Here is an 11,785-nt window from a genome sequence, read left to right as displayed (position 1 = left end):
ATCGCTCAGGCCCATACGGCCGCCACCAATTGCAGGGCGGCGGCGATGGCGGGTTCGTCGCGCCGCGTGGCCAGCGTGACGAACGTGAGTTCGGTCGGCACGCTCACGCCGTCGGCGATCACCAGGCCGTGGGCGCGGGCCTCGCGCAGCGCAATCGAGTCGCGTACGAGCGATAGCCCGATGCCCGACTTCACCAGATCGAGCATCGACAGTTCCTGATCCACTTCCGCAACTCGGGTGGGCGACACCCCGAGCGCGCCGAACAGTTCCGACAGCAGACGGTGGTGAGCGGATTCGGGCGGTGTCCAGATCCAGGGCAGTGCGGCGAGGTCGCGCCATCCGCGCCGGGCCACCCGCTCGCGCCAGCCGGCGGGCGCGAGCACCTGATACGAGAACGGCGTGAGGGTGATGGTGTGATAGCGCGCCGGGTCGGGGCGGCCGAGATAGAAACCGACATCGAGTTCGCCGCGCCCCACCTGCTGAAGCACCGAGCCGGACATGCCGTGGCGCAGCGCCGTCTCGATGTGCGGATACGACTCGACCAGACGCTTGAGAAACGCGCCCAGCCGGGTGAATTCGGGATCGAGGATCGTGCCGATACGCAATCGTCCGCGCACCGTTTCCCGTAGCGCGCCGGCGGCCTGCTGAAGATCGCTCAGTGCGGCGAGCATGCGCTCGGCCAGCGGCAACAGCGCTTGTCCGTCGCGGGTGAGGGCCAGTCCCTGCGCCGTGCGCGCGAAGAGCGTCAGACGCAGCGCTTCCTGAAGCGCCTTGACCTGAAGGCTGACCGCCGGTTGCGTCAGATGCAGCCGTTGAGCGGCACGGGTAAGGTTGCCTTCGTGAGCGATGGCGACGAAGGCGCGAAGATGGGCGAGTTCCATGGGACGACCGTTAGCAATCAGCAATCGTTACCCGGTGGAGGGTCACGAGCAATATAAGCGGATCTTATATTGCTTTTGATAATTTCTCATTGGCTTGTGCTGGTGTGCCGCAGTACGCTTGGTCTTTACCGGCGCGCGTGTCGTTGAGCGTGTCGCGGGCAGGAGGGATTCGGGGTATGAAACATGAGCGATGCTGATATTCGGGCAGCGCTGACAAAATGAACCTGAAGCGGTGGGCGGCAGTCCACCCCAGTCGGGTGCTGCACCCGCGCCGGCACCGCACCATGGCGAGTGCCGCGCCATTGACGGAGACATGCGGGAATGAGCAAGCAGGCAGCGAAGCATGAGCGCTTCGATTACATCATCGTGGGGGCCGGCTCGGCCGGGTGCGTGCTGGCCAATCGCCTCACGCAGGACCCCGACGTCAACGTGCTGCTGCTCGAAGCGGGCGGCAAGGACGACTACCACTGGATTCACATCCCCGTCGGCTATCTCTATTGCATCGGCAATCCGCGCACGGACTGGTTGTATCGCACGCAGGCGGAAGCCGGCCTTGGCGGCCGTTCGCTCGCGTATCCGCGCGGGCGGGTGCTGGGCGGTAGTTCGTCGATCAACGGCATGATCTATATGCGCGGTCAGCGCGAGGATTACGACGCGTGGGCCGACGCGACCGGTGACGACGGCTGGCGTTGGGACAACGTGTTGCCGCTGTTCAAGCGCAGCGAGGATCATTACAAGGGCGGTACCGAATTTCACGGTGGCGGGGGCGAATGGCGCGTCGAGAAGCAGCGTTTGTCGTGGCGCGTGCTCGATTCGTTTGCCGATGCCGCCGAGCAGATCGGCATTCCCAGAACGGACGATTTCAATCGCGGCGAGAACTTCGGCATTGGCTATTTCGAAGTGAATCAGCGGCGTGGCGTGCGTTGGAGTGCGGCGAAGGGTTTCCTGCGTCCGGCGATGCAGCGTCCGAATCTGACCGTCATCACGGGGGCGAGTGTGAGTCGCCTGACGTTCGAGGGCACACGTTGCACCGGCGTGGTGTATCGCGGCGGCAATGAAGACTTCACGGCGCTCGCGAGTGCCGAGGTGATTCTCGCCGCGGGGGCTGTGAATTCACCGCATCTGCTCGAAGTCTCGGGCGTCGGCAACGCAGAGCGGCTGCGCGGTTTCGGTATCGATGTCGTCGCCGATCTGCCGGGCGTGGGCGAGAACCTTCAGGACCATCTGCAACTGCGCACGGTGTACAAACTGCGCGGTGTCACGACACTGAATCTCACGGCCAACAGTCTGTTCGGCAAGCTCAAGATCGGCATGCAATATGCGTTTGCGCAGCGTGGGCCGATGAGCATGGCGCCGTCGCAATTGGGCGCGTTCGCCCGCAGTCGGGAGGACGTGGCGCGGCCCGATCTCGAGTACCACGTGCAGCCGTTGTCGCTTGAGCGCTTCGGCGAGCCGTTGCACAAGTTCAACGCGTTCACGGCGTCGGTGTGCAACCTGCGGCCGACGTCGCGCGGCAACGTGCATCTGACGTCGCCGGATGCGCGCGTCGCGCCCAACATCGCTCCGCACTATCTGTCGACGGAAGCGGACTTGCGTGTCGCGGCGGATGCCATCCGGTTGACGCGTCGCATCGTGGGGGCACCGGCATTTGCGCGTTACGAGCCGCGTGAGTATCTGCCGGGTCCGTCGTTCCAGAGCGACGAAGAACTGATGCGCGCGGCGGGCGAGATCGGCACGACGATCTTCCATCCGGTCGGCACCTGCCGCATGGGACGCGCCGACGATCCCGATGCGGTGGTCGATGCACAGCTTCGCGTGCGCGGCGTGCAGAACCTGCGCGTGGTCGACGCCTCTGTCATGCCGGCGATTACGTCGGGCAATACGAACTCGCCGACGATCATGATCGCCGAGCGGGCGAGCGACATGATTCGGGCGGGGCGTAAAGCCGGGCAGTGAGCGAACGCGATATCGACCGTGCCTGCGCTTCGCCGTTCAAGGAGAAGCGCAGGTTCCGGCCACGGCCATGACCGCGCGCCTTCCGGAAATCCGGACCGCGGCGCTAAAACTTACGTAGTAATACCTAATGTCGGTTGCGCGAACGACGCGAGGCCATCGCCAAAAGCTATCGGGCGCACATTTGCGTGTGCCGCAAAAGCCTTTTGCCATAAGGGCTTGTGGCACCTCCGGGTAGTGCCATCGAACGTACTGCAACACGAGTGAGCATGCGTGTTTCGGAGGATGCGAAGCTAAGTGCAAATCCCAATGATCGCGTTGCAGCAAACCACACACAATAACGTTTCCCTATGTGCGACCGAACCAAGAATTCGGCACCATATGCGGGACGTGGGGCATCTCGCCGACGACGCCGACCATCGCGCGTCTGCCTGCCTTGCGGTTGTCACAGACGATGGTGCCGTGGCGCTTGACGGCCTCGCACCGCCAACCAGGAATGTGGCAGGAGACATGGCGAACAACGATTACATTCTCGAAACCCGCGGACTCACGAAAGAGTTTCGTGGCTTCACCGCCGTGAACGGGGTCGACCTGCGCGTCGCACGCGGCACCATTCATGCGCTCATTGGACCGAACGGCGCAGGCAAGACCACTTGCTTCAACCTGCTCACCAAATTCCTGGTGCCCAGCGCGGGAGCGATTACCTTCAACGGTGAAGACATCACCCGCGAAGCGCCGGCGCAAATTGCGCGTCGCGGCATCATCCGCTCGTTTCAGATCTCTGCCGTGTTCCCGCACCTCACCGTGCTCGAGAACGTGCGCATCGGTCTGCAACGCAACCTTGGCACCGCGTTCCACTTCTGGCGCAGCAACCGCACATTGCGCAAGCTCGACACCCGTGCGATGGAACTGCTCGCCGAGGTCGGTCTTACCGAGTTCGCCAATACGCTCACCGTGGAGCTGCCGTACGGCCGCAAGCGCGCGCTCGAAATTGCAACCACACTTGCTATGGAGCCCGAACTAATGTTGCTCGACGAGCCCACGCAAGGTATGGGCCACGAAGACGTCGATCGTGTCACCGCACTCATCAAGAAAGTGTCGGCAGGTCGCACGATTCTGATGGTCGAGCACAACATGAATGTGATCGCGGGTATCTCCGACACCATCACCGTGCTTCAGCGCGGCGAGGTGCTCGCCGAAGGCCCGTATCACGAAGTCTCGAAGAATCCGCAGGTGATGGAAGCCTATATGGGCACCGCGGACGGCGAAATGCAGGGAGCCCACGGGTGAGGACGGCTATGTACGGGAATGGAGGCGGCAACGGTAGTGGGAAGGGAGGCTCGAACGTACCGGCACTGGAAGTCGAAGGACTTCAGGCGTGGTACGGCGAATCGCACATTCTGCATGGCGTCGATCTGACGGTGGGGCGTGGCGAGGTCGTCACGCTGCTCGGGCGTAACGGCGCCGGACGCACCACGACACTGCGCGCCATCATGGGCCTGACCGGACAGCGTCAGGGGTCGATTCGCATCGGCGGGGAAGAAACGATTCACTTGCCGACGTATAAAGTTGCACACCACGGCGTAGGCTATTGCCCCGAAGAACGCGGCATTTTCGCGAGCCTGTCGTGCGAGGAAAACCTGCTGCTGCCGCCGTATATCGGCGTGAGCGGGAATCGTCGCGACGATGGCGGGCAAGGCATGTCGCTCGACGAGATCTACGACATGTTCCCCAACCTGAAAGAGCGGCGTCACAGTCAGGGCACGCGTTTGTCCGGTGGCGAACAGCAGATGCTGGCCGTGGCGCGCATTCTGCGCACGGGGGCCAACCTGCTGCTGCTCGATGAAATCTCCGAAGGTCTTGCGCCGGTGATCGTGCAGACGTTGGCGCGCATGATTACCACGCTCAAGGCGCGGGGCTACACCATCGTGATGGTGGAACAGAATTTCCGTTTTGCGGCTCCGCTGGCCGATCGCTTCTACGTGATGGAGCACGGCAAGATCGTGGAGCGCTTCGGCGCTCAGGAGCTGGAGACGAAGATGCCGGTGCTGCACGAGTTGTTGGGCGTATGAGGTGAGCTACCCGGCGCACACACGCGTTCCGGGCGATGGACCCAGGCGATCAAATCCACGAAGGAGACGAAGATGACGATGCGGATGAAGGCGTTGGCCGTTGCGGCGGCGTTCGGTTTTGCGGCAATGGCCTCGCAGGCCCATGCCGATGGCAATACGGTGAAGATCGGTTTCATTACCGATATGTCGGGCCTGTACACCGATATCGACGGGCAAGGTGGTGCGGAAGCCATCAAGATGGCCATCGCCGATTTCGGCGGCAAGGTCCTCGGCAAGCCGATCGAACTGGTCACCGCCGATCACCAGAACAAGGCGGACGTTGCGGCGTCGAAAGCGCGCGAATGGTTCGACCGTGGCGGCGTTGACATGCTCATCGGCGGTACCAACTCGGGTACCGGTCTGGCGATGAACAAGGTCTCGGCCGAGAAGAAGAAGGTCTACATCAACGTGGGCGCCGGTTCGGATGCGCTGACGAACGACCAGTGCCAGCCGTATGGCGTGCACTACGCCTACGATACCGTCGCGCTCGCACGCGGCACGGGTTCGGCCGTCGTCAAGGCGGGCGGCAAGTCGTGGTTCTTCCTGACGGCCGATTATGCGTTCGGTCACGCGCTGGAGAAGGCAACGGCCGACGTGGTCAAGGCCAACGGCGGCACGGTGAAGGGGCAGGTACGTCACCCGCTCTCGGCGTCCGACTTCTCGTCGTATCTGCTGCAGGCGCAATCGTCGGGCGCGCAGGTGCTGGGCCTGGCTAACGCCGGTGGCGACACCATCAATGCGATCAAGGCCGCGAAGGAGTTCGGCATCAAGGGCAAGATGCAGATCGCCGGTCTGCTCGTGTTCATCAACGACATTCACTCGCTCGGTCTGGATAACACCGAGGGTATGTACCTGACCGATAGCTGGTACTGGGATAAAAACGACAAGACCCGTGCTTTCGCCAAGCGCTACTTCGACAAGATGAAGAAGATGCCGTCGAGCCTGCAGGCCGGCGACTATTCGGCAGCGACGACCTATCTGAAGGCAGTGCAGGCCGCCGGCACCACCGATGCCGACAAGGTCATGGAGCAACTGCACAAGATCAAGATCGACGACATGTTCAGCAAGGGTTATATCCGCCGCGACGGCACGATGATCCACGACATGTACCTGATGCAGGTGAAGTCGAAGGCGGAATCGAAGTCGCCGTGGGACTACTACAAGGTCGTGGCCACGATTCCGGGTGAGAAGGCCTTCACCACCGAGGCGGAATCGACCTGCAAGCTCCCGAAGTAATCGGCGCGATCTGAAAGCGATGCAACGAAAGCGGCGGGACGTGTGTCCCGTCGCGACCTTTCTCCCAGAGAATCGATTTCGATGGAATTTCTAGGCATCCCCCTGCCGGCGCTGTTGAGCCAACTGCTGCTGGGACTGGTGAACGGCTCGTTCTACGCCATGCTGAGCCTCGGCTTGGCGGTGATTTTCGGTTTGCTCAACGTGATCAATTTCGCGCACGGCGCGTTGTTCATGCTGGGCGCCATGCTTGCCTGGATGGGCGGCAACTATCTCGGCCTCAATTACTGGGTCATGCTGATTCTCGCCCCCTTCGTGGTAGGCGTCATCGGCATTGTCATCGAGCGCACCATGCTGCGCTGGATTTACAAACTCGATCACCTGTACGGCCTGCTGCTCACGTTCGGCATCACGCTCGTGCTCGAGGGCGTATTCCGTTCGATCTACGGCGTGTCGGGCCAGCCCTTCGACGCCCCCGAGGCGCTCTCCGGCGCCACCAACCTCGGCTTCATGTTCATGCCGAATTACCGTGCGTGGGTGGTGGTGGCGTCGCTCATCGTGTGCTTCCTGACGTGGTTCGTCATCGAGAAGACGAAGATCGGGGCGTATCTGCGTGCCGGCACGGAGAACCCGAAGCTGGTGGAAGCGTTCGGTGTGAACGTCCCGCTTATGATTACGCTGACGTATGGCTTCGGTGTCGCGCTGGCCGCGTTCGCCGGGGTGCTCGCCGCGCCGGTCATCCAGATCTCGCCGCTCATGGGGCAGTCGATGATCATCACCGTGTTTGCGGTGGTCGTGATCGGCGGCATGGGCTCCATCATGGGCTCGATCGTGACCGGTCTGATGCTCGGCGTGATCGAAGGCTTTACCAAGGTGTTTTACCCGGAAGCGTCCGCGACCGTGGTGTTCGTCATCATGGTGATCGTGTTGCTGCTGCGCCCGGCTGGGCTGTTCGGCAAACAAAAGTAAGGGGCAGAACCATGCAACAACAGACGCAACAACGGGTGCTTTATACCCTTCTGCTGCTCGCGCTGATCGTCGCGCCGTTCGCCGGCGCCTACCCGGTCTTCGTCATGAAGGTGCTGTGCTTCGCGCTGTTCGCCTGCGCGTTCAATCTGCTGCTGGGCTTCACGGGGCTGCTGTCGTTCGGCCACGCGGCGTTTTTCGGCAGCGCAGGCTATATCACCGGCTACGCCATCCGCAATCTGGGATTCACTCCGGAGATCGGCATTCTCGCGGGGGTGATCGCCGGGGCGGTGCTGGGCCTTGTCATTGGCCTGCTCGCGATTCGACGCCAGGGGATCTACTTCGCGATGATTACGCTGGCACTGGCGCAGATGCTGTACTTCCTCTGTCTGCAAGCGCCGTTCACGGGCGGCGAAGACGGCCTGCAAGGCGTGCCGCGCGGCAGTCTCTTCGGCGTGCTGCCGCTCGATTCCGACCTCACGCTGTACTACGTGGTGCTGGCCATTTGTGCGCTGGGCTTCCTGCTCATCATGCGCATTGTGCACTCGCCGTTCGGTCAGGTGCTCAAGGCGATCAAGGAGAACGAGCCGCGGGCAATTTCGCTGGGTTACGACGTCGATCGCTTCAAGCTGCTGGCGTTCGTGCTCTCGGCGACGCTGGCGGCACTGGCCGGGTCGACCAAGACGGTGGTGCTGGGCTTCGAGACGCTGACGGACGTGCACTGGACCATGTCGGGCATGGTGATCCTGATGACGCTCGTGGGCGGTCTGGGGACTATGCTCGGGCCGGTTGTCGGCGCGGTGGTGATCATCGTGCTGGAGAACAAACTCGGCGATATCGGCAACTGGCTCGCGACGGTTACCGGCGTGCCCTGGTTCCAGACGCTTGGCGAGTCGGTGACCATCGTTATCGGCGCGATCTTCATCATCTGCGTGCTGGCCTTCCGGCGCGGTCTGGTGGGCGAACTGGTGGCGCGCAGCCGGTTCTTCCGGACCATCTCGCAACCGTCGTGATAAAGGCGCGGACGCACCGGCTTGGGGCGTCCGCTTATCACCTTGGCGCATGAATGTCGGAAAAAAGCTAATTCGTAGGGGTAAATGCTGACTTGTGGTGCATCGGGTGCTCCTTTATTCTCTCCCCTAGTTCGCGTCACAGCAGGATATAGGGGCGAGGAACGAGGAGACAATAAGCGCGATAACGCGCACCGCCAAAAAGGAAGCGCTGTTGGAGAATGCTCCAACAGCGCTTTTTATATTGCGCTTCGTCTCGGCACGAGGCCACCAGCCGCCGGAGCCCGGCAGTCTGCACGATATCCCTTTGCACAGTGTTTTACGCGCGATTCACGCCGTATCGCGAGAATTGCGTCGCTTAAATTCGCGCAATGCGGCCTAAAGACGCTATGCTCGCCGTTTCATTGTGCGCTTTCGATGGTGTCGTCCAATTCGGTCAATTCCATTGGGGTGTCAATCTCATTCATTCGGCTCGTTCCATTTGGCCATTACGATTACCCGGTAGTCGCAGTCGTATGTCTAGCACGCTTCACGTTCCGCAATGCGCGCACTCGCGCTTTCTGGCCGGTGACTTCCCCCGGTGGCCGTCGCAAGTGCGAAGGGTCTGTGTGGTCCTTATGGCCTGTATCGTCTGTATGGCCGGTACGGCCCGTGCGGGGAATGTATGTTGATGGGCTGGGCGCTGACCGACTTGGTGATGCTCGCGGGCGGGGCGTTCCTCGCCGGTCTGGTCGATGCCGTGGTCGGTGGCGGCGGACTGATCTCCGTGCCGACGCTTTTTGCCGTCTTCCCGAACGCCGCGCCGCCGGTGCTGTTCGGTACCAACAAGATGGCCGGCATCTGGGGCACGGCGTCCGCCGCGTTGCGCTACGCGCGCGGCATCCAGCTTCGCTGGGCCATTCTGGTGCCGGCAACGATCGCGGCGTTCGTGTTCTCGTTCTGCGGTGCGTACGCCGTCACTCATATTCCCGCCGACGTGCTGCGCAAGCTGCTGCCGTTCGTGCTCGCGGGGGTGGCGGTCTACACGTTGCGCAAGAAGGATTTCGGGACCGTCCACGCCCCTGTGAAGGGCGGGACAGGGGTGACCCTCATGGCCATTGCCGTGGGCGGCGCCATCGGCTTTTACGATGGTTTCTTCGGTCCTGGTACGGGCAGCTTCCTTGTATTCTTGTTTGTCCGGCTGTTCGGGCAGGATTTCATCAACGCGTCGGCGTCGTCAAAGATCGTGAACGTGGCGACCAACCTCGCCGCGCTGCTGTTGTTCGGCATGGGCGGGCACGTGTGGTGGCAGGTCGGCCTCGGCATGGCGATCATGAACGTGCTCGGCAGTCAGGTGGGTAGCCGCCTAGCGCTCAAGCACGGGGTGAGCTTCGTGCGGCGTATGTTCCTGTGCGTTCTCGCGGTGCTGATCGTGAAGACCGGCTACGACGCGTTTCTGCGCGCGTGAGATGGGATTGCGGGATCGTGAAGATCGCGCAGGGCGGCCGGCGGCGTTCCGGCAGGTTCGGGCAATAAGGAAGGCTGGTGCGTCGAGGGCAGATGCGGTCGAAACCACATGTGGGGAAACCGCACTTTACGAGAAGGCACCGGTGCCCGTAAGATGGGCGACAATTTACCGACTGAGCGGTCGGTTAATGTCAAAAAAACGAATTCGAAATTTTTGTGAGGAGACCCAAATGAAATTGAAGTTGCTGTGCATGGCATCGGCGATGATGCTTGCCGCGGGCGTTGCGAACGCTCAAGTGAAGATTGGCGTGTCGCTGTCGGCGACCGGCCCGGCGGCTTCGCTGGGTATTCCCGAGAAGAACACCATTGCGCTGATGCCGAAGACGATCGCCGGCCAGTCGGTGCAGTACATCGTGCTCGACGACGCGACCGACACCACGACCGCCGTCAAGAACATGCGTAAGCTGATCACCGAAGATCACGTCGACGCCGTGCTCGGCTCGACCGTCACGCCGAATTCGCTGGCGATGGTCGACGTGGCTGCCGAGACGCAGACGCCGGTGATTTCGATGGCCGCGGGCGCCGCCATCGTCGAGCCGGTCGACGCCAAGCGTATGTGGGCGTTCAAGACCCCGCAGAACGACATTCTGATGGCCACCGCCATCGCCAAGCACATGGCCGATCACGGTGTGAAGACCGTGGCGTTCATCGGCTTCTCGGATGCGTACGGCGAAGGCTGGTACAAGGAATTCCAGAAGGCTGCCGATCTGAACAAGATCAAGGTGGTGGCCAACGAGCGCTTCAACCGTGCCGACACGTCGGTGACGGGCCAGGCGTTGAAGGTCATGGGCGCGAACCCGGACGCCGTGCTGATCGCCGGTTCGGGCACGCCGGCGGCGTTGCCGCAGCGCACGCTCAAGGAGCGCGGCTACAAGGGCAAGCTGTATCAGACCCACGGCGTGGCCAACAACGACTTCCTGCGCGTTTGCGGCAAAGACTGCGAAGGCACGTATCTGCCGGCTGGCCCGCTGCTCGTGGTCGAGCAACTGCCTGCCGACAATCCGGTGAAGAAGTCGGCCGCCGCATACAAGGCGGCTTATGAGAAGGCTTACGGCGCTGGTTCGATCTCGACCTTCGGCGGTCACGCATGGGACGGCGGTCTGCTGTTGCAGGCGACCATTCCGGTGGCGCTGAAGAAGGCCAAGCCCGGTACGGCCGAATTCCGCGCCGCGCTGCGCGAGGCGCTGGAGAACGTGAAGGACATGCCGGGCACCGCCGGTATCTTCAATATGAGCAAGAACGACCACAACGGTCTGGATCAACGCTCGCGCGTGATGGTGCAAATCGTCGACGGCAAGTGGAAATTGGCGAACTGATACGGGTCGGGGCTGCCTATAGCACCAGTAGTACGCTGGCATGCCCCGTTGTCGTATCTGCGGTATCTGCGCCCGGTCGGACCGATCGGGCCGGAAGAACGGGCGTTCGCGCCCGTTTTTTTTGAGCGCGTGGTAATTTCGCGCTTCGCAAAGAGACGGCAGGACATGCGAAACGAGCGGCACACGAGAGGCCGTATTGTCCCAACCTGATCGCCACAGCCCGGGGGCTGACCAGGCGATCCTTTCGAGCGTAAATCCATGACGGGTGAATTCGAACACCGCAATCTATCTCTGGTATTGCTGCAATCGCGTGAAGCGGTGATGGGGCTGTTCCGGCCCTTGCTCAATTGTTACGACATCACCGAACAACAATGGCGTGTCATACGGGCCGTCAACGATAGCGAATCCGGGGAAATGGAAATCGGACAGGTCGCGCGCGAGTGCTGCATTCTCAGTCCGAGCCTGTCGGGCATGCTCGAGCGAATGGAGGTCTCCGGCCTCATTTTGCGCCGTCGCGTGGCCGCCGATCAGCGACGGGTGATGGTGTCGCTCACGCCGTCGAGCCGCGCACTGTGCAAGAAGCTCGGCCCGCTGGTCGAGGAACGTTATCGCTACCTGGAAGACAAGGTTGGGCGCGACACGCTCGCCGAAATCTACCGGTTGCTCGACGTCGTACGTGAGGCGTTGCCGCCCGAAGTGCTGGCAGAAGCACCGTCGTTGCCGACCAAGGCGCGTCGCCGTCGCAAGCCGGTGGCGGAAGGGTAGGCATCGTGCCCGATGCAGCGAGGATGGGCGTCGAGAGTCGCCAG

Annotated in this window: 10 protein-coding genes; 9 read left to right on the top strand and 1 reads right to left on the bottom strand. The window is 62.2% G+C overall.

Annotated elements, in window-relative coordinates:
* Nucleotides 1-5 precede the first annotated feature (5 nt).
* On the bottom strand, nucleotides 6-881 hold the full coding sequence (locus PHO31112_RS12695) for a LysR family transcriptional regulator (RefSeq protein ID WP_150620826.1): 876 nt from the start codon (nucleotides 879-881) through the stop codon (nucleotides 6-8).
* 321 nt (nucleotides 882-1,202) lie between these two features.
* On the opposite strand from PHO31112_RS12695, the gene PHO31112_RS12690 reads away from it, so the two are divergent.
* The 9 genes from PHO31112_RS12690 (at nucleotide 1,203) to hpaR (ending at nucleotide 11,741) form a co-directional block, all read left to right on the top strand.
* Entirely contained in the window at nucleotides 1,203-2,837 is a 1,635-nt protein-coding gene (locus tag PHO31112_RS12690; protein ID WP_150620825.1) for a GMC family oxidoreductase, read from the top strand.
* 507 nt (nucleotides 2,838-3,344) lie between these two features.
* Entirely contained in the window at nucleotides 3,345-4,124 is a 780-nt protein-coding gene (locus tag PHO31112_RS12685; protein WP_010806616.1) for an ABC transporter ATP-binding protein, read from the top strand.
* Nucleotides 4,125-4,132: 8 nt separating this feature from the next.
* Nucleotides 4,133-4,906, top strand: a complete 774-nt coding sequence (locus PHO31112_RS12680) for an ABC transporter ATP-binding protein (protein WP_150620824.1) — start codon at nucleotides 4,133-4,135, stop codon at nucleotides 4,904-4,906.
* Nucleotides 4,907-4,984: 78 nt separating this feature from the next.
* On the top strand, nucleotides 4,985-6,181 hold the full coding sequence (locus tag PHO31112_RS12675) for an ABC transporter substrate-binding protein (RefSeq protein WP_036664623.1): 1,197 nt from the start codon (nucleotides 4,985-4,987) through the stop codon (nucleotides 6,179-6,181).
* A gap of 81 nt (nucleotides 6,182-6,262) precedes the next feature.
* Nucleotides 6,263-7,147, top strand: coding sequence for a branched-chain amino acid ABC transporter permease (locus tag PHO31112_RS12670; RefSeq protein WP_150620823.1), 885 nt, complete (start codon nucleotides 6,263-6,265; stop codon nucleotides 7,145-7,147).
* 11 nt (nucleotides 7,148-7,158) lie between these two features.
* The gene (locus tag PHO31112_RS12665; RefSeq protein ID WP_150620822.1) at nucleotides 7,159-8,157 is read left to right on the top strand and encodes a branched-chain amino acid ABC transporter permease; all 999 of its coding nucleotides are present in this window, start codon (nucleotides 7,159-7,161) and stop codon (nucleotides 8,155-8,157) included.
* 661 nt (nucleotides 8,158-8,818) lie between these two features.
* A complete protein-coding gene (locus tag PHO31112_RS12660; protein WP_150620821.1) occupies nucleotides 8,819-9,601 on the top strand; it encodes a sulfite exporter TauE/SafE family protein in 783 nt (260 codons plus the stop codon).
* A 229-nt stretch (nucleotides 9,602-9,830) separates the two neighbouring features.
* Nucleotides 9,831-10,976: an ABC transporter substrate-binding protein gene (locus PHO31112_RS12655; RefSeq protein ID WP_150620820.1), complete on the top strand. Its 1,146-nt coding sequence runs from the start codon at nucleotides 9,831-9,833 to the stop codon at nucleotides 10,974-10,976.
* 258 nt (nucleotides 10,977-11,234) lie between these two features.
* Nucleotides 11,235-11,741, top strand: coding sequence for a homoprotocatechuate degradation operon regulator HpaR (hpaR, locus tag PHO31112_RS12650; protein ID WP_150620819.1), 507 nt, complete (start codon nucleotides 11,235-11,237; stop codon nucleotides 11,739-11,741).
* Nucleotides 11,742-11,785 lie beyond the last annotated feature (44 nt).

Source organism: Pandoraea horticolens, assembly GCF_902459555.1.
In the GTDB taxonomy this organism is placed as follows: Bacteria; Pseudomonadota; Gammaproteobacteria; order Burkholderiales; family Burkholderiaceae; genus Pandoraea; species Pandoraea horticolens.
Note: the sequence above shows the minus strand (reverse complement) of the source record. Positions and strands in the feature narration are given on the sequence as shown.

Coding starts and splice junctions, on each gene's coding strand:
- PHO31112_RS12665 (WP_150620822.1), top strand. CDS start 7,159: ATGCAACAACAGACGCAACAACGGGTGCTTTATACCCTTCTGCTGCTC.
- PHO31112_RS12695 (WP_150620826.1), bottom strand. CDS start 881: ATGGAACTCGCCCATCTTCGCGCCTTCGTCGCCATCGCTCACGAAGGC.
- PHO31112_RS12660 (WP_150620821.1), top strand. CDS start 8,819: ATGTTGATGGGCTGGGCGCTGACCGACTTGGTGATGCTCGCGGGCGGG.
- PHO31112_RS12670 (WP_150620823.1), top strand. CDS start 6,263: ATGGAATTTCTAGGCATCCCCCTGCCGGCGCTGTTGAGCCAACTGCTG.
- PHO31112_RS12680 (WP_150620824.1), top strand. CDS start 4,133: ATGTACGGGAATGGAGGCGGCAACGGTAGTGGGAAGGGAGGCTCGAAC.
- hpaR (WP_150620819.1), top strand. CDS start 11,235: ATGACGGGTGAATTCGAACACCGCAATCTATCTCTGGTATTGCTGCAA.
- PHO31112_RS12675 (WP_036664623.1), top strand. CDS start 4,985: ATGCGGATGAAGGCGTTGGCCGTTGCGGCGGCGTTCGGTTTTGCGGCA.
- PHO31112_RS12685 (WP_010806616.1), top strand. CDS start 3,345: ATGGCGAACAACGATTACATTCTCGAAACCCGCGGACTCACGAAAGAG.
- PHO31112_RS12655 (WP_150620820.1), top strand. CDS start 9,831: ATGAAATTGAAGTTGCTGTGCATGGCATCGGCGATGATGCTTGCCGCG.
- PHO31112_RS12690 (WP_150620825.1), top strand. CDS start 1,203: ATGAGCAAGCAGGCAGCGAAGCATGAGCGCTTCGATTACATCATCGTG.